Raw genomic sequence first — 16,210 nt, forward strand, 5'->3', positions numbered from 1 at the left:
CGGTCAACGGCGAGGGGCGGGAGAGCCTGGCCAGGCTCCGGGACTCCGCATGGGCATGGCAGCCGGCGTGGCCGGCTGCCGCGGTGAGGCGAGGAGCGCCCGGCCCAAGTCGGTAAGGGTGACGGGCTGTCCGGCGTGCAGCGGATGGGCGTCATCGCGCGCGACGACCCCGGCCGCCTCAAGTCGGTGAAACTGGCTGTAAGGGATGCGGGTGCCGGAGGCGGTGACGACCGACAGGCGCTGGGTGAGCAGGTGTTCGCGCAGCTTGGCGCCCTGCGCAATGGCCAGCAGGGCAGCGTGATCCGACGCCGGCAGCTCCGACGCCGAACCCGGCCCACTCGTACCGACGGCAGCCTCGATCGGTTCGAGCACCATCCCGACCTGCTGCTCGCGCTCGTCACGGGTGACGGTCGCCTCCTGCAGCGTGGCGAGGGTGCGTTTGATACGAGTGAGCAGCGCTTGGTCGACCGCGTATTGGCCGGAGGCCAGCCGCTGAAGCTGGACCCGGTAGAAGGTCACAGCCTGTTCGGCCTTGACCAATGCGCGGTGGGCGTCAACTAGACGAGCATGCGGCTCGTCGAGCAGGCCGCGGTCGCGGTGCTGCCACAGCCGATCAACGCTTTGGCCGACGGCCGCCTCGATGCGGTGATCGAATACCGTACGCACCTTCTTCGCCGACGCAGAAGTAGCAGACATCAACGGGGACCGATTCTGGGTAGGACGATCACCACGAGCCATGGCCAGCAGGGGCGTCGCCGAGACGGACGCGGACATCGAGGTGGGAGCCGTCGCGGGTGTGTACGGCAGGGCCGAGCCGGGCGAGGAGGCGCAGCATCGGCGTGTTGGAGGCGTCGGTGTACGCGGCCAGCGTGTGGGCGCCAAGGCGATGGGCGTGGTCGGCAGCGTGCCAGGTCAACAGGGTGCCGATACCTCGGCGCTGGTGGGCGTCGGCGACCTGCAGTCCGAGATCGACGACACCTGCCTCGCGGCTGACAGGTCCGACCGAGACCATCGCGAGCGGACGACCGTCGGCACCGAGGCCGATCCAGACCTCACCGTGCTCCAGCAACCGGGCGAAGTCTCGACGGACGACACCGGGTCGGCCCCACCGCAGGACCATGTTCGCTTCGGAGCAGGCTCGGTGCAGTAAGTCGGCCAGCGGCCAGTCCGCAGCGGACGCCGATCGGATTGTGGCGAGGGGCGGCTCGTGGATCAGGAGGCGGAGCGCTGAAGGGCGAACAGCACAGCACCGCGCCGGTACCCCTTGGCCTGGCGGTCCTCGCCCATGGCGCATGGGTACACGTTGTTCAGGACCAGGAGCTTGGACAGGCGGTTCTCGCTCAGCCCCGCGTACGGAACGCGCCCGTCGGAACCTTCGGAAATGCCGCTGAGCAAGCCGATGAGTTCCGCTTCCGTCAGGGCGGGCGGATCGCCTGCAGCGGCGAAGGCGTCACGGCAGGCGTGCAGGATCGCTTCCGGCTCGCTTCCGCAGTGCATCAGGGCATCTTCCTCGCCTTCGTCACTCTCGTAGACCGGCGCGCAGCAGCAAGGCTGGCGCACGAGCCGGGTCAACTCCCCTTCGAGCCGTAGGCGTTGGGCGAGATGGTGGGCAAAGGTGTCGGGCCGTTCGATGGCGAGGGCACCCTCTGCAGATTCGCCGACGAGAGCGCCGAGCGCCTCGTCGAGGTCGTAGCAGTCTCGGGCGGTCTCCAGAATGGCCAGGTGATGCTGGTTGGTGGAGGGGGGATCGACGGCGAGTGCCTCGGCGACGCGGTCGAGAACGAAGGGCAGGCGGGTCAACGGACACGGCCTTTCAAGGAAGCAGGCGTGGAGGCGGGTGGGGCAAGGCCGGGCACTGCGTACGGCGGCGGGCCGGGCCTGGGCGTCGGCGGCTGCGGTGTGTCCAGTTGCGGGGAACGGGCCCGGGCGGCGTGCGTGCGCGCGCCGGTCGGGCGCCGGGCGATTCCGAGGCGAGCCCTCGCCGTTTCGTACACGTCGTGCCGGGCTCTCGGTCGTACGGCGACGACATGGATCTCGGTGCGGTGGGCAGCCCCGGGCGGGGCGGGGCGCTGGGCGTAGACGAGGCGCCAGGCGTTGCGGTGATCGACGTAGAGCTTGCGGTATCCGACGAGTTCCTCGGTCAACTTGGCGCCGAACAGCTGGGCATTGACGACTTTCTGAAGCTGATCGAGGGCCAGGTCACGGATGTCGCCCGGGGCCTGGAGCAGGTCGGTCAGCGCACGGGGGTCGAAGGAAAGACCGAACGCTGGCTGAGGCTCGGGGCCACTCATGCTGCGGCCAGACCCGACTCGCCAACCGTGGGTGGCTCGTCGGAGGGTGAACTCACCGACCGCTTGGAGGGTTTGGGCCCGGGCAGAAGGCGGTGGGCGGGCCGGTCCGGGTCGGTCATGCACGCGGACAGCGGCCCGCCGGGGGCGCGCACGGTGGCCATGGCATGGGTGAGGAAGTCGCGGTGCCACACGAACAGGCCACTGAGTCCTGCTTCGGGGTCCTTGTGCTGCTGGTAGGCCAGCCACAGGGCATGCAGCCAGGCGACGACACCATCGTGTTCCTGCCACTGACGGCACCACGGTGTGGCCGTGGTGACCTCCGCGCCGTAGATGGGCATGAGGAAGTCGTCCACCCAGTCGCTGAGGCTGTCGAGTTCGTCCTCGTACTCCTCGCCGTCCAGTTCCAGGATCGGGCGCGGCTCCGGTGGGGCGGGCGGCATCGGCAGGCCCGCGAAGCCCGGCAGGCCGAAGCCGTCGAACGCGGACGGTGCGGGCTCCGTGGATAGGCTGTCCAGCTGCTTGGCCTGTTGCGCCGACTGCTTGAGGAGCTTGCGCACGCTGGCCTCGATGCTTTCCAGATCCGTGTCCGGCAGTCGGACCGGTTCTCTTTCCCCGTCGCCGGTGGGGTTTATGGGTTCGGGCACGAAATGGTTCTCCTTGGAGCCGCTTCCAATGGGCTGGGATGGCGGCTCCAACCATCCGGACTATCTCCGGTTTCGCCAACCGGAGATCCGGTGCTATTACGTCTGCGCGGGCGACGGGAAGGATTCCGAAAATTCCGCTTCCGGCGGTCGGGCGGGCAGGCTGTGCGGGTCAGGACGACAGGGTGAAATCGTCCTGGTTCAGGGTCTGTTGCAGGGTATTGGTCAACCGGTCGGCGGCGATTGTCGCGTAGTGCTCGGTCTTCTCGACGCCGATGAAGTCACGACCGGCAAGCAGGGCAGCGACGCCTGTCGATCCGGAGCCGGCGCAGAAGTCAAGCACTGTGCCCCGCTCGGGGCAGATCTTGACGAGTTCACGCATCACCTCGACCGGCTTCTGGGTGATGTGCTGCCGGTTCTTGCCCGACGGCTGCGAGGCGCTGTAAAGGCCGGGCAGGTAGACCGGGTTGCGGGAGCCGTCGATGGCGCCCTTGGAAGCCCAGACGACGAACTCCACGTTCTGAGTGAAGCGACCCTTCTGTGGCCTGGCCTGCGGCTTGTGCCAGGCCAGCACCCCGCGCCACAGCCATCCGGCCGCCTGGATCGCATCGGTGGTGATGGGCAGTTGACGCCAGTCGGTGAACAGCAGCGCGGTGCCGCCGACACGGGTGAGCCGGTGCGCTTCAGTCATGATCTGTGTCAGCCAGAATCCGTAGCTGCGCTGGTCCATGTTCTCGCCGGTGAAGTCCGGCAGGTTGTGGCCGGCGTCGGCGGAGGTGTACTTCTGCTTGGCACTGCGGCTCGTACGTTCCTTCGCCGTCCGGCCACCGGAGTTGTAGGGCGGGTCCGTGATGACGGAGTCGACGCAGTCGTCCGGCAGACCGGCGAGGACACTGAGCGCGTCGCCCTGGTGTAGGGAAAAAGGCAAAGAGGTACCCCAGTTTCGGGTTGGGTGAGATGAGCGAAAGACCTCCAGCTCACGCACGTAACCCCGGGCAGGCCGAATGCGGGCATGACGGCACCGCTGACCTACGGGAAGTGGAGCGGCGAGGGGAGGAGCCAAAACTGTAGGGCACGAACCCCGGTTGAGACGCATCGCCGCCTCCCCGCCCGGAAATCAGGGCATCACCACCCGCGATTTCGGCAACCGGGGATCCGCCCTTACTGTTTTGGAACTGCCCGGCGAACACCGCCGATGGCGCAATTCCTGCCTCTGTTCTCAAGGGAGATTCACCGTGCCCCGGCACACATGAAGTAACGACCCGCTCCTCGTGAGCGGAAGCCAGCGCTTCCGAGGTACCCCCAATTCACCCAACTCCCGTGCCGCAGCGCCCTTCCGCACTGCCACCGCCCGGCCGGGATCGTGTCTTCGAAGGACCCGTTGTGACAGTTCCCTGCCTTCCCCTCCCCGAACACCGCCCTCCGGACCGTGACAACCGCCCTGGAGGCATCCCAGGTTGAAGGGCGTAGCCGCCGGCATCGGCGTCGTCGTCCTCTCCCCTCTCCTCCTCGCCGGCACGGCCATGCTGATGTCCTTCTCCAGCGAGGCCGCCCAGAGCACCTTTGCGTCCTTCGATTGCGCGGGCGACGTCGACACCGACGCCGTCGTCGAGCAGGTCACCAAGATCCTTAATGGTGCGTCCGCCACGGACGTGCCTGTCGAGGGCCTGGCCCTGCCCGAGGAGCAGATCCCCAACGCCCGGACCATCGTGGGCACCGGAATCAGCCTCCACGTGTCGGCGAAGGGCAGGATCGTCGCCCTCGCCACCGCGATGGCGGAATCCCGACTACGCAACCTGAACTCCGGCGACCGCGACTCGCTGGGCCTGTTCCAGCAGCGCCCGAGCCAGGGCTGGGGCACCGCCGATCAGATCCGCGACCCCGTCTACGCGTCCACCCAGTTCTACGAGCACCTGCTCGCGGTGAACGGCTGGGAGCAGCTGACCGTCGCCCAGGCCGCCCAGAAGGTACAGCGCTCCGCGTACCCCAATGCCTACGCCGATTGGGAGACGCTGGCAGCCGCCCTACAGAAGGCGATCGCCCTTACCTTCCCCGCCGCCGACCAGGACACCACGGAGAGCGACACGATCCCCAGCACCGCCTCCTGCACGGAGACCCAGGACGGATCCGGGTACGGCACCATCCCCGAAGGGTCAGTCCCGAAGGGCTACTCGATCCCCAAGGACGCCGACCCCAGGGCCCGCAGGGCAATCGCGTGGGCGATGGCGCAGCTCGGCACGATGTACCAGTGGGGCGGCACCTGCACCGCGCCGCACGGTCCGGACCCGATGGGCCGCTGCGACTGCAGTTCCCTGACGCAGCAGGCGTACGCGCACGCCGGGATCCACCTCACCCGCACCACATACACGCAGATCAACCAGGGCAGAGCCGTCTCGCCGGAGGCACTGAAGACCGGTGACCTGCTCTTCTCCCAAGGCAGCGCCAGCCGCCCCGAACACGTCGGCCTGTACATGGGTTCGGGCCTGGTGATCGAAGCACCCCGAACCGGAAAACCTGTTCGGATCACGCCGCTCAAGGACTGGACCGTCCTGGCCGCCCGCCGCGTCATCTGACCCCATCCCCGGGCCCTGCCTTGCGAGACCCCCAGGAACCCACCGGCAGGAGCAAACGCCTGCCCTCCCCCTTCCCTCTCACCACCACGGAGCATTTTCGTGACAACGAACCACCGCATCCGACGCGCCCTCACTGCCGGCTCACTGGGCCTCGCTGTCACCGTCGGCGGCATGGCCGGCGCTGGCACGGCGCAGGCAGCCGACACCGGCCGTACGACGATCAGCTGTAGTGCGGTCAAGGTCCGCAAGGCTCCCGCGCGGACGGCCACCGTTGTCGGCGTCGCCTACCGGCGTGACACGGTCGTCTACGACCAGTGGGCGTACAAGCGTTCCGAGCGCACCTGGTACACCCGCGGAACCGTGACCCGGAGGTCCGACGGCAAGAAGGTCCGCGGCTACATGATCTACCAGTGCGCGAACCCGTACGGCAGCACGGGCGCGCCCACCCCGCCGATCCCGAAGTAGGCCCCCGGCCGCCGCCTCGAAGCCTGAGCCAGGGCGCCATCGAGGCGGCGACACGAGGGCGATCTCTGCCCAGGCTCGGCATGAACGCCCCTTCGGGTGCAGTGGCGCGCCCGCCGGGTCCCACACGGCTGTCGGCCTGTCTCCCCGAGGTGCCGCCTCGCGCTCCCTCTACTTCCCTTCATTGATTGCCGCGCGTCGGCTTCGGCGCGCAAGGAGCCTCCCTTTGCACCTGCTTTCCTCCGTGCAGTACCTGGCCTACGACCCCGGCATCACCCCCTCGGGCGGCGGTCTTCCCGGCCTCGCCGTGCTGAAGAACGTGGTCAACAGCATCAATCTCTTCGCGATCGTCGCCGTGGTCGGCGCACTCGCCGTCTCGCTCGGCGTGTGGGCCTGGGGCCACCACACCGGCGGACACCAGGCCGAAGCCAACGGAAAGAAAGGCGCCGTCGTTGCGGCCGGAGCCGCTCTCGGTCTCGGCGCGGCGAACGGAATCATCGCGTTCTTCTCCGCCTTGGGGTCGCAAGTCCATTGATGCCCCGACGAGTTCCCTCCCTGTCCGGCTACGGCCTCGGCTGGTCGGCCCGGCAGCGCATCGCTGCGGGCGCGATCGGACTCGCGATCCTCCTCGCCCTCGCCGCCGCCGTCGCGATGCTCACCGGCCGTACCGGAGCCCGTGATGCGCAGAGCGCCACTCCGTCCGGGCGGAGCAGCGCCGCCTCCCCGTCCGCCTCCCCGTCGGCCGGGGCCGGTTCGGTGGCGAAACCGCCCCCGGTGGCCGACCCGCTCGCCTTCGCCCGAGCCGCTGCGGCCATGTTGTGGTCGTACGACACCCGTACGACCAGCCGTGATGAACAGCTCACCGCAATGAGGGCGTGGCTGACCTCGGAGACCCGGTACGCCGACTGGTCCTCGATCGCCGCGCAGGTGCCGGATCCGGTGCTGTGGTCGCGGATGGCCGACCAGGACCAGTACGCCACCGCCGCGGTGGACGAGGCCCACTATCCGTCCGCGTTCAAGCAGGCTCTGGCGGACGATCCGTCGGCGATCACCGAGGCGTACATCTACGCCGTCACCGTCACCGGCAAGCAGCAGATCGTCTGGACGAAGGGCGGCGCCGGCGCAGAGGACCGCTCGATCACCCTCGCCCTGCAGTGCCGCCCGAACGCCAACTGCTCCCTGGTCGCCATCTCCCCTCGCGTCGTGCCCTGAGCGCGCGCCCCGAGTCCACCGACGAAAGGACGGGGTGACATCCCTTGGCCTTCTGTGACCTTCCCCTCGCGGACAAGCTGTGCACGGTCGGCGACGCGGTCTCCTTCGCCTCCGACCCCGGCGAGGCCATCGGTAACTGGATGGCCAAATCAGCGGGTGAACTCGCCGCCGCCGGAGCCGACTTGGCCGCCGAAGCGGTCGACACCACTACCCGCGTCGACCTCAACGCCGCCTGGTTCCGCGACAACTACGAGATGATCCTGCCGATTTCCTTGGTCCTTCTCGTCGCCACGTTCTGCGCCCAGCTCGTCCGCGCCGCGATCCGTCGCGACGGCCAGGCCCTCACCCAGGCGTTCGCCGGCACCGCAACGGGCGTGATCTTCGCGTTCACCGCGATCACCTTCACCACGGTCGCCATCGAGGTAGTCGACGCCCTGTCCGACGGCCTGTTCAAAACGGCGAACCTGTCCGTCGATTCCGCCGTACGCCGCATCGTGAAGGTAGCCGCGATTCCAGGGCTGTCGGCGATGGGATGGCTGGTGGCCGTCTTCGCCGGCGTCGGGGCCGCCGTGGGTGCATTCCTCTACTGGTGCGTGATGGTGGCCCGCAAGGTCGGCATCCTGGTGCTGGTGATCCTCGCTCCCTTCGCCGGAGCGGGCGGCGGCTGGGAGGTCGCGCGACGCTGGCGCCGGGGCTGGATCGAGGCCACCGCCACCCTCGTGGTCTCCAAGCTCCTGATGACCATCATCTTCGTGCTGGGTGTCACAGCGATAGGCAGGAGCGAGGCGAAGGACGGCGTCGCCGCGCTCGCCGATGTCATGGCCGGCATCGTCATCATGGCCCTCGTCTTGACGTGTCCGTACGCGACGTTCAAATTCGTCCACTGGGCCGCCTCGGAGGGCTCGGACGGCGAGACTCTGCACCGCTCGGGCGGAGCCGGCGCGCAACTCGCCCGTCAGCACGCCGAACGCGCCGGACGCAAGGCCATAGCCATGGCCGCCACCGCAGGGACCGGCGGTGCCGCGCCCGGAGCGGGAGCCGCTCCCCAGGGCCCGGACGCCGTGCCGGGCGGCTTCCCCGGCGACATCGCTACCAACCCCACGCCGGACACCGGCGGGAAGGGCGGAGGCACGAACGCGCCGTCGTCCGGAGAGGGCATCACGGGCAGTATCGAGACGCCCGTGCAACCGTCACCGGCCAGCCCGCGCGGCGACAGCAGCGGCAACCCCGGACCGGCCCCCAGCAGCGGCTTCATGTCCGCTCCGGCCTCTCCGGCCGACACTTCCACTCCGCTGCCGCAGGGCACCCCGCCAGCCCCAGACCCCGTGCCTTCGGCCGGAACCAGCGCTCCGCCACCTCCGTCCACCGGCCTCTGACACTCCCCCACGCCGGGACGGCCCACGCACGCCCCTTGTCGGATGTGCCGTCCCGGCTCCGCCCGCGCGTCTTCCCGGAGACCGGCTCCTTGTCTGAACTCCCCGTCTCACCTATCACGGTCAAATTCCCGCACCGCTCTCGTCGCGGCATCCTCCTCGGCCTCTCTCTCCCGCAACTCGCCCTCGTCTCAGGCGCGTTGGCACTGCTGCTGATCACGGTAGTGACCACCGGGCTGCTCGGCGCCCTCGTCCTGACCCCCCTGTGGACGGTCGTTGTCGCCCTGGTCGCCGTCCGCCGCAACGGCCGCTCGCTGGTCGACTGGGCGCCGATCGTCGCCCGTTACGCCCTCCGGCGCCGCACCGGGCAGACGCTGTGGCTGGCCCGGCCGGTCTCCCGGCCCCGCCAGGACGGGGTGCTCCATCTCCCCGGCACAGCCGCCTCACTGAAGGTCGTCACCCCTGGCGACTCCGCCAACGGCGCAGCGGCCGTCCACGACCCGCATCACCAACGGCTCACCGCCGTTGCCCGGGTCAGCAGCCGCGCATACGCCCTGCTCGATCCGTCCGCGCAGAACGCGAACGTCACCGGGTGGGGCCGGGCCCTGGCCGGCATCGCCCGCACCGGACATGTCGCCACCGTGCAGGTCCTGGAACGCACCGTCCCCGACTCCGGTGACACCCTCGCCCGCCACTGGGCGAAGCACGGCCGCCCCGACTCCGGCGTCGCCGGGCAGGTGTATTCCGAACTCGTCGCCTCCGCCGGACCGGCTGCGGCTCCACACGAGGCGTATCTGGCAATCAGCCTGGACCTCAAGGCCGCCAAGCGCCTCGTCAGTCAGGCCGGCGGCGGGCTGCCCGGGGCGTTCGCAGTGCTGCAACAGACCACATCGGCCATCGCGCTCGCCGCCCGCAGCGCGGGGCTGACGGTGACCGGCTGGCTCAACGCGCGGGAGATCACCGCGGTCATCCGCACCGCCTACGACCCGCATGCCCTCTCCGCCCTCCAGCAGTGGTCGCCGAACGGGCGGGCCGAAGCCGACCCTCACGCGGCCGGCCCGGTGGTCCAGGTTGAGGAGTACGACCGCCTCGGCACCGACACCGCCCGCCACGCCACGTACTGGATCGAGAACTGGCCCCGCACCGAGACCACCCCCGGCTTCTTGCACGGAATCATGTTCACCGCCGGGGTCCGCCGCAGCCTGTCTCTTGTATACGTGCCGCAGGGGCTCGAATCGGCACTGCGCGATGTCCAGCGCAAGAAGGCGGCCATCATCGCCGACGCCAACGAGCGTGCCCGCCGCGGACAGGTGGACTCCGAAGCGGACTCGGTCGAGTACGCGGACGTCAAGGTCCGCGAGCGGCAGTTGATCGCCGGCCATGCCGATGTCGCCCTGACGGGGCTGCTCACCGTCAGCGCCGAGACCGACGCCGCCCTCGACGCCGCGTGCGCGCAGATCGAGACCGCCGCGGTCACTGCCCAGGTCGACCTGAGACGGCTGTACTACCAGCAGCCCGACGCGTTCACCCTCGCCGCCCTGCCGCTCGCCCGCACGGCGCTGTGACCGCCCTCCCCGCTACTTCGATCCCCCAAGTTCTGTTCCCAACCTCGCTGACCTTGCCGCTCCGCGGTACCAAGGACCCTCTTGACCCCTCCCCGGGCTTCCGACGCGCATCCCTACCTCCGCGCTGCCACCGCTGGCCTCCGCCACCACACCAAGGCCCATACGGCCTACGAACCACCGGCCGACCGCCTGCACCTGGACACCCTGCATGCCCACCTCACCGCAGCCCACCAGTTGCTCGACCAGCTCACCGACGCCACCCGGCCCACCCATCCGGCCGCTGGCCGTCATCTGGCCGCAGCACACCTGCGGCTGTGGCAGGCCACCGCCGCCGTCCACAACGCCTTCCACACCGTGCCCGCCACCATCGAGAACTCCGCAGCCGAGGAGTGCCGACCGGAGTGTCTCCCGGACGGCCCCCTGGTCCTGACGATCTGCCAGCGGCATCTGGCCGCCTCCCACGCGATCCGCCGCAAGACCACCCCCGCCGACCTCGCCACCCCGCCGCAGGGGCACACCACCAGCTGCACCACCTAGACATCCGCGCCGAATCGAGCACGCCCACGCCATGACCCACCGGCCCGCCCGACGCGCCCGCCGCGCCTCGGCCTCTCCCCTGTTCACCCCGCACGGCACCGACCGGGCCAGCCGCAAGACCGCTCGCCGTCAGCTCGCCGAAGCCACCGCGAAGGCCCGCGCCGAAGCTGGCGCCCACCCGGACGGCAGCGAGTCCGTCGAGCCCGAGATGCCGACCGCGCTGTTCCCGCCTCGGGGCCGCCCCGGACCCGGCTCCGCCCGCGGCGGACGGCTGAGGCTGCCGCAGCACCGTATGACCACCGCCACCGCATCCGGGGCCTACCCCTTCCTCGCCGAAGGCGGCCTCGGCGCCGACGGCATCTACATCGGCCGCGATGTCCACGCCGAGGCAAGCTTCACCTTCGACCCGTTCTCGCTGTACGGGCGCCTCGAAGGGTTCACCAACCCCAACGTCCTGCTCGCCGGAGTCATCGGCCAAGGCAAGAGCGCGCTGGCCAAGTCCTTCGCCCTACGGTCGATCGCCCACGGCTACCGCGTCTACGTGCCCTGCGATCCCAAAGGTGAATGGACGCCGGTCTCGTCCGCGCTCGGTGGTACCTCCATCGCTCTGGGCCCCGGTCTGCCCGGCAAGCTCAACCCCCTCGACGCCGCCCCATGCCCGGCCGGCATGACGGAGGCCGACTGGGCAGGCGAGACTAGAGGACGCCGTCTGCTCCTGCTCGGCTCGCTCGCCCGAACCGTCCTCGGCCGCGACCTGCTGCCGATGGAGCACACCGCGCTCGACGTCGCCCTCGACTCCGTCGTCTTCCAGGCCTCTACCCGCCAACGCACGCCACTGCTGGGCGACATCGCGGCCACCCTCAACCATCCAGACCAGCTCGACACCGCAGCCGGAGTCATGTCCGGACGGCTCGGCGAAGCCGCCCGCGACCTTGCCCACGCCATGCGCCGCCTCGTCCACGGCGACCTGGCCGGCATGTTCGACGCCCCGTCCACCGTCGCCTTCGACCCGACCTCGCCCATGCTCACCATCGACCTGTCCAGGCTCGGCGGATCCGGCGATGACACCGCCCTCGTCCTGGCGATGACCTGCGCGTCCGCGTGGATGGAATCCGCGCTGTCCGACCCGCACGGCGGACGGCGCTGGATCGTCTACGACGAGGCATGGCGCCTGATGCGCCACCCCGGACTCCTCCAGCGCATGCAGTCCCAGTGGAAGTTGAGCCGCGGCCTGGGCGTCGCCAACCTGATGGTGATCCACCGGCTGTCCGACCTGCTCGCTGCCGGCGACGCCGGATCCCGCGGACGTGCCCTGGCCGAAGGCCTCCTCGCCGACTGCTCCACCCGCATCATCTACCGGCAGGAGACCGACCAACTCCACGCCGCAGCAAGCCTGTTGGGCCTGACCTCGGTCGAGACCGAAGCCATCGCCCACCTCAACCGAGGCCGAGGCTTGTGGAAGGTTGCGGGACGCAGCTTCATCGTGCAGCACCTCCTGCACCCACACGAACTGACGCTCTTCGACACTGACGCCCGCATGCACTACGACCAGCGAGTCACGGAGACGCCCGGGCGAAACACGAGCAACTACCGAGTCGGTACGCGATTCGCGCACCATCCCGGGGCGTAGAGAGCAAGCAATGCGATCAACAAGTAGATCAACGCCACCAGACTCATTTGGCTATTGCCGTCCGCACGGAAGAACAATACGAGGACGGTCACAACTCCAAATGTGGCCATACAGAGGGCTACAGGGGAACATCTTGCTTCAACGTTGGAGCTGGCCCACCAACTAAATATGACGAACAGTACTGTGAGGCCGAAGAAAATCTGGAACGCTCTTTCATGGAGTGGCGACTCAGGGGTATTCAGCCACATCGTCACGTCCACATCAGCGGGCCTGTCGGTCTCGGCGAACGCCCTAGGCAGGTGGGCAGCCAGGAAGTAGCTCAGGACCAGAAAGAGGGTTTGTATCACAAGCGTTGCGAACAGCGCCACCATGGACATCAGACGTACGGCTGCAGGGATCTCAGAGGCTTTCGCATAAAGAACCCGAAGACCACTGCGTGTCGATCTTAGCCATGCGAACCAGGCGTGAAGAGCCATTCCGATGACTGCGAGGTAGAGGATGAAGCTGTCAGGTCCGAAAATGGTCTCCAGGATGGCTTTGTAGATGTCGTCTGGCTCTACCGGATCTGGCGCCACCATTCCGTTCCCCCTGGAGTATTTTTCTCCGGCTTGCTCCTGGCCGAAGCGCCGTGCACCCGATTGTGAACCGTGCCGTAGGGGCGAGGCAGGGGTGTTGCCAAGTGGAGACATAGCGTCCATCCACAGGGTGGCCCTGTGCGGGTCCGGTCCCAATACACCGCCGCCAACGGCCCCCGGTACCCGCGAGACAGACCTATTTCCCGCAAGGGCACAGGAAGCCACCTGGAGCACCCCGACTTCGAGCTGCCCGCACCGCACCCCGGGCAGTCACCGGCACCGTTGACGGAGTCGATGAGGCACTCGCACGCATTCAAACCATTGCAAGTCGTATCGCCGATCACGGCTTCGGCATGAACGTCCGTCCCGCCCAGCACCTCCGGCCAATACCGGCCTCCTCCGACCACCACGACACCGAAACGCCGCTGATGACCCTGCCCAGCACACCCACCGATCCGGCGGGCCACTACGTATACGGCCGCCACGTCCTGGACCTGACGGATCGGCTCAACGCCGCCGTGTCGTACGACGATGCCGCGCGCCTCGCCGACCAGGTTCTGGAACCGACCGACGGGCTCCTCGAACGCCTCGCCGAGTTCTTCGAGGCAGCAGCCGAGAAAGCCAAGGAGTCCGAACACGACGACGGGTCCGGCCTGCACGACGACCTCCAGGACGCCGCGGCCGCCGTGCGCGCGCTCGGCGAGGATCTGCACGTCGTCGTCGACCGGATGCAGGCCCTGGCCAGCCCTCCACGCCAGAACTGGCAGGCAGCCGTGGCCGATCACTACAGCACCGCACCCAGCACGCCCCACCCACCGGCCGTCCCGCCCCCGCCGTCCGCACCGGCCCGTGGGCGTACCCGCTGACCACGCCTCAGGAGCCCATGACGTCCACCGTCGACCTGTCCGCCTTCGCCACCGCCCTCGCCCAGCACCTACCCGGTCCATGGCGCAGCGAGGACGAGACCTATCCCGCCTTCGAGGACCAGGGGCCGGCCGCCGACCGGCTCTGGGAGCACGGCTTCGCCCACGCGGCGCTGTACGACTACGACCTTCATCAGGGTGCGGTGCTCCACGGCCCCGGTGACGCACGGCTGTTGGTCATCGACCGGCCGTACAAACCGCACCGGTTCCTGGTGGCCCCGCTGAAACCGGATGGCGTCAAGCCGCACAACTTCAGCGTGGTGGACGACCGGGTGATGGACATCAGCGTCACCGACGATCCGGTCCGTGCCGCCTCCGCGATCGCGCGCCGCCTGCTGCCCCGCTACCGCGCAGCCCTGGATGCCGTACGCGAGGACGCCCGTGCCCGGCCCGAACCTCCGTACCGCCGGCCCGCGCCGGAGGTCGCCCAGAGCGTCACGCTCATCTGGTACCCCGACGGCGTGGTGGGCGCACCGTACAACAGCGTGCCCAAGGACGCCCGCCTGGTGCTGTTCAGCTGCCACTTCTCCTACAACCTGGACCAGTTCGCGTTCGTGCTGCCCGCCTCCTACCCCGACATGGTGCGCGCCCATCTGCTCCAGACCGCCGTCCGGCTGCTCACCGCCCAGGGCATCGGCGTCAACTTCCGCCACGCCGCGCCGGCCGTCCCCGTCCAGCCGCCCCGCCCACCCGCAACCGGGCCGGGCGTACCGCCGGTGTCCGCGAACCCGCCGCCCCCGGCGCGACGGTAGCCCCTTCCCCTATTGCCATCCCGGAGTTGTCGCTGTCCGGTCCTGACCCTTCCGATCTCGACCAGCAGGCGTTGCTGCACAGCCTGGCCGACCGTCTGGGAAGTGTGGCCGACCACCTTCCGCTGCCCGACCAGATCCGCCCGGATCCCGGGGTGAGCGAGATCCTGGACGACGAGGTTCGTCATCTGGCCCGGCTGCTGAGCTACTTGGCCGGGGAGCACGCGCGCCTTCACCGGGCCGCCGCCAACTACCCCGGCCGGCTCACCGCCACCGGCCGCCGCACCGCGCTCGCGCTCGCCTCCGCCGCCGAGCCCACCGGCGCCGCGCTCGCCGCCCTCGGCCACGCCGTCCACCACCTCGGCCACCTCGCCGACCTCACCCACCAACCCCCAAGCCCGGCCCACGCCCGGTCAACCGCCGCCGTGCACCAGGGACTTACGAACTGCATCGGCGAGGTCCGTCTGCTCCTCGCCCGCGCCGCGAAGGACCTGCGGACGGCGGCCGACACCCGGACAGCACCGCACGCGGCCCCGCCGTACCCCGCGCCCGCGGCCTCCGCCGCCACCTCCCGTACCCGCTAGCCCCACTTCCCCGGAGCATCCTCATTCCGCTGCACGCCTCCGCCCGCCGTACCGCCCTCCTGTTCACCGCCGTCGTGACGGCCACCCTCACCGCGTCCGCCTGCACCACCCCGGGCAGCACCGACACCACCAAGGCCAAGGCCGACCGCACCGCTTCACCCGCGCCGACCGCCGAACCGGCGCTGACGAAGAAGGCCGCCCTCGCCCAGATCGCCCACTACTCCAAGATCAACAACTCGGCGAACACCACCCATAATCGCCGCCTGCTCGACACCGTCGAGGACGGCCCGCTGTACGCGATGTCCATCGCCGACTACAAGCAGGACGAGGGCCTGCCCCAGGCCGACCGCGAAACGTACAAGCCGTGGTCCTACAACCTTGCCTCCACCACCGTCTACATCCCACGCCTCACCGCAGGCCAGCAGAAGTGGTTCGCCGCCGTCACCTACAGCGGCAAGACCGACACGTACCCCCGTCTCCTCATCATGGCCGAGCAGGCGACGACGAAGCGGTGGGAGATGGTCGCCGCCGTCGACCTCGACGACAAGAAGCAGCTCCCGAAGATCGCCCTCGACGCGGACGGAAACGCCACCGCCCTCGACGCCACCTCCGCCCAGAACGTCGCCGCCCCGGTCGACGTCCTGCGTTCCGCGGTCGGCGACAACTTCGCCACCGGCGGCGACCTGAGCGGCAAGAAGGTGTTCGCCACGGCCAAGGCGTCGGCCCGGCAGATCACGGTGCACGACAAGACGACCCGCAAGTTCGGCACCCGCGGCACCACCGTGTTCTCCGCCGCCGGCCCGGAGTTCACCGACAGCTACGCGCTCAAGACCACCACCGGCAGCGCCCTCGTCGTCTTCGCGCACACCCACACCCAGCGCGACACCGTCGCCGCCGGACTCAAGATCATTCCGGACAAGGACGACCGCGCCTGGCTCGGCACCACCAACTCCCCGTCCTTCACCTACACGTTCACCTGCTCCGACGTCGCCACCGTCCCCACCACACCGGGGAAGTCGACGCTGCTCGGCTACACCTGCCGCCGCACCGACGCCCACGGCCTGGCCACCTCCTCGTGACCGACACCCTCCAGAC

19 protein-coding genes are annotated in these 16,210 nt (G+C 69.3%); 12 read left to right on the forward strand and 7 right to left on the reverse strand.

Translation table 11 applies throughout. From position 1 onward, the window contains the following. Nucleotides 1–3: 3 nt before the first annotated feature. The 6 genes from ACFYXF_RS03825 to ACFYXF_RS03850 form a co-directional block, all read right to left on the reverse strand. Complete coding sequence (locus tag ACFYXF_RS03825; protein WP_389347822.1) at nucleotides 4–666, reverse strand: hypothetical protein; 663 nt, start codon at nucleotides 664–666, stop codon at nucleotides 4–6. A 58-nt stretch (nucleotides 667–724) separates the two neighbouring features. After that, nucleotides 725–1,294 (reverse strand): GNAT family N-acetyltransferase, encoded by a 570-nt coding sequence (locus tag ACFYXF_RS03830; RefSeq protein WP_389347824.1) that lies wholly within the window; start codon nucleotides 1,292–1,294, stop codon nucleotides 725–727. After that, complete coding sequence (locus ACFYXF_RS03835; protein ID WP_389347827.1) at nucleotides 1,213–1,800, reverse strand: hypothetical protein; 588 nt, start codon at nucleotides 1,798–1,800, stop codon at nucleotides 1,213–1,215. The genes ACFYXF_RS03830 and ACFYXF_RS03835 overlap by 82 nt, the downstream gene beginning before the upstream one ends. Then, the gene (locus ACFYXF_RS03840; protein WP_389347829.1) at nucleotides 1,797–2,291 is read right to left on the reverse strand and encodes a hypothetical protein; all 495 of its coding nucleotides are present in this window, start codon (nucleotides 2,289–2,291) and stop codon (nucleotides 1,797–1,799) included. Before ACFYXF_RS03840 ends, ACFYXF_RS03835 begins: the two co-directional genes overlap by 4 nt. Continuing rightward, nucleotides 2,288–2,935 (reverse strand): DUF4913 domain-containing protein, encoded by a 648-nt coding sequence (locus tag ACFYXF_RS03845; RefSeq protein ID WP_389347831.1) that lies wholly within the window; start codon nucleotides 2,933–2,935, stop codon nucleotides 2,288–2,290. The genes ACFYXF_RS03840 and ACFYXF_RS03845 overlap by 4 nt, the downstream gene beginning before the upstream one ends. A gap of 169 nt (nucleotides 2,936–3,104) precedes the next feature. After that, on the reverse strand, nucleotides 3,105–3,860 hold the full coding sequence (locus ACFYXF_RS03850; RefSeq protein WP_389348456.1) for a DNA-methyltransferase: 756 nt from the start codon (nucleotides 3,858–3,860) through the stop codon (nucleotides 3,105–3,107). A gap of 529 nt (nucleotides 3,861–4,389) precedes the next feature. On the opposite strand from ACFYXF_RS03850, the gene ACFYXF_RS03855 reads away from it, so the two are divergent. The 8 genes from ACFYXF_RS03855 (at nucleotide 4,390) to ACFYXF_RS03890 (ending at nucleotide 12,284) form a co-directional block, all read left to right on the forward strand. After that, complete coding sequence (locus ACFYXF_RS03855; protein ID WP_389347833.1) at nucleotides 4,390–5,505, forward strand: C40 family peptidase; 1,116 nt, start codon at nucleotides 4,390–4,392, stop codon at nucleotides 5,503–5,505. Nucleotides 5,506–5,604: 99 nt separating this feature from the next. Next, on the forward strand, nucleotides 5,605–5,970 hold the full coding sequence (locus ACFYXF_RS03860) for a hypothetical protein (RefSeq protein ID WP_389347835.1): 366 nt from the start codon (nucleotides 5,605–5,607) through the stop codon (nucleotides 5,968–5,970). Nucleotides 5,971–6,193: 223 nt separating this feature from the next. Next, a complete protein-coding gene (locus tag ACFYXF_RS03865; RefSeq protein ID WP_389347837.1) occupies nucleotides 6,194–6,502 on the forward strand; it encodes a DUF6112 family protein in 309 nt (102 codons plus the stop codon). Next, nucleotides 6,502–7,179, forward strand: a complete 678-nt coding sequence (locus ACFYXF_RS03870; protein ID WP_389347839.1) for a hypothetical protein — start codon at nucleotides 6,502–6,504, stop codon at nucleotides 7,177–7,179. The genes ACFYXF_RS03865 and ACFYXF_RS03870 overlap by 1 nt, the downstream gene beginning before the upstream one ends. 44 nt (nucleotides 7,180–7,223) lie before the next feature. Beyond that, nucleotides 7,224–8,555, forward strand: a complete 1,332-nt coding sequence (locus ACFYXF_RS03875; RefSeq protein ID WP_389347841.1) for a conjugal transfer protein TrbL family protein — start codon at nucleotides 7,224–7,226, stop codon at nucleotides 8,553–8,555. Between the two features lie 89 nt (nucleotides 8,556–8,644). Next, nucleotides 8,645–10,117: an SCO6880 family protein gene (locus ACFYXF_RS03880; RefSeq protein ID WP_389347843.1), complete on the forward strand. Its 1,473-nt coding sequence runs from the start codon at nucleotides 8,645–8,647 to the stop codon at nucleotides 10,115–10,117. A gap of 81 nt (nucleotides 10,118–10,198) precedes the next feature. Continuing rightward, a complete protein-coding gene (locus ACFYXF_RS03885) occupies nucleotides 10,199–10,654 on the forward strand; it encodes a DUF6238 family protein (RefSeq protein ID WP_389347845.1) in 456 nt (151 codons plus the stop codon). Nucleotides 10,655–10,685: 31 nt separating this feature from the next. Continuing rightward, a complete protein-coding gene (locus tag ACFYXF_RS03890; RefSeq protein ID WP_389347847.1) occupies nucleotides 10,686–12,284 on the forward strand; it encodes a VirB4 family type IV secretion system protein in 1,599 nt (532 codons plus the stop codon). Here the strand turns inward: ACFYXF_RS03890 and ACFYXF_RS03895 are convergent. Then, the gene (locus ACFYXF_RS03895) at nucleotides 12,242–12,862 is read right to left on the reverse strand and encodes a hypothetical protein (RefSeq protein ID WP_389347849.1); all 621 of its coding nucleotides are present in this window, start codon (nucleotides 12,860–12,862) and stop codon (nucleotides 12,242–12,244) included. The genes ACFYXF_RS03890 and ACFYXF_RS03895 overlap by 43 nt on opposite strands. 350 nt (nucleotides 12,863–13,212) lie before the next feature. On the opposite strand from ACFYXF_RS03895, the gene ACFYXF_RS03900 reads away from it, so the two are divergent. The 4 genes from ACFYXF_RS03900 (at nucleotide 13,213) to ACFYXF_RS03915 (ending at nucleotide 16,194) form a co-directional block, all read left to right on the forward strand. Continuing rightward, nucleotides 13,213–13,725 (forward strand): hypothetical protein, encoded by a 513-nt coding sequence (locus ACFYXF_RS03900; protein WP_389347851.1) that lies wholly within the window; start codon nucleotides 13,213–13,215, stop codon nucleotides 13,723–13,725. Between the two features lie 17 nt (nucleotides 13,726–13,742). Next, entirely contained in the window at nucleotides 13,743–14,534 is a 792-nt protein-coding gene (locus tag ACFYXF_RS03905; protein ID WP_389347853.1) for a hypothetical protein, read from the forward strand. A gap of 26 nt (nucleotides 14,535–14,560) precedes the next feature. Next, on the forward strand, nucleotides 14,561–15,115 hold the full coding sequence (locus ACFYXF_RS03910; protein ID WP_389347855.1) for a hypothetical protein: 555 nt from the start codon (nucleotides 14,561–14,563) through the stop codon (nucleotides 15,113–15,115). A 74-nt stretch (nucleotides 15,116–15,189) separates the two neighbouring features. After that, nucleotides 15,190–16,194: a hypothetical protein gene (locus ACFYXF_RS03915; RefSeq protein ID WP_389347857.1), complete on the forward strand. Its 1,005-nt coding sequence runs from the start codon at nucleotides 15,190–15,192 to the stop codon at nucleotides 16,192–16,194. Nucleotides 16,195–16,210 lie beyond the last annotated feature (16 nt).

The organism is Streptomyces sp. NPDC002680 (assembly GCF_042889145.1).
GTDB lineage: Bacteria > Actinomycetota > Actinomycetes > Streptomycetales > Streptomycetaceae > Streptomyces > Streptomyces adonidis.

Excerpts from the sequence above, each read along its gene's own strand:
- ACFYXF_RS03830 (WP_389347824.1), bottom strand. The coding sequence starts at position 1,294 with ATGCGCCATGGGCGAGGACCGCCAGGCCAAGGGGTACCGGCGCGGTGC.
- ACFYXF_RS03840 (WP_389347829.1), bottom strand. The coding sequence starts at position 2,291 with ATGAGTGGCCCCGAGCCTCAGCCAGCGTTCGGTCTTTCCTTCGACCCC.
- ACFYXF_RS03870 (WP_389347839.1), top strand. The coding sequence starts at position 6,502 with ATGCCCCGACGAGTTCCCTCCCTGTCCGGCTACGGCCTCGGCTGGTCG.
- ACFYXF_RS03890 (WP_389347847.1), top strand. The coding sequence starts at position 10,686 with ATGACCCACCGGCCCGCCCGACGCGCCCGCCGCGCCTCGGCCTCTCCC.
- ACFYXF_RS03895 (WP_389347849.1), bottom strand. The coding sequence starts at position 12,862 with ATGGTGGCGCCAGATCCGGTAGAGCCAGACGACATCTACAAAGCCATC.
- ACFYXF_RS03900 (WP_389347851.1), top strand. The coding sequence starts at position 13,213 with ATGAACGTCCGTCCCGCCCAGCACCTCCGGCCAATACCGGCCTCCTCC.
- ACFYXF_RS03905 (WP_389347853.1), top strand. The coding sequence starts at position 13,743 with ATGACGTCCACCGTCGACCTGTCCGCCTTCGCCACCGCCCTCGCCCAG.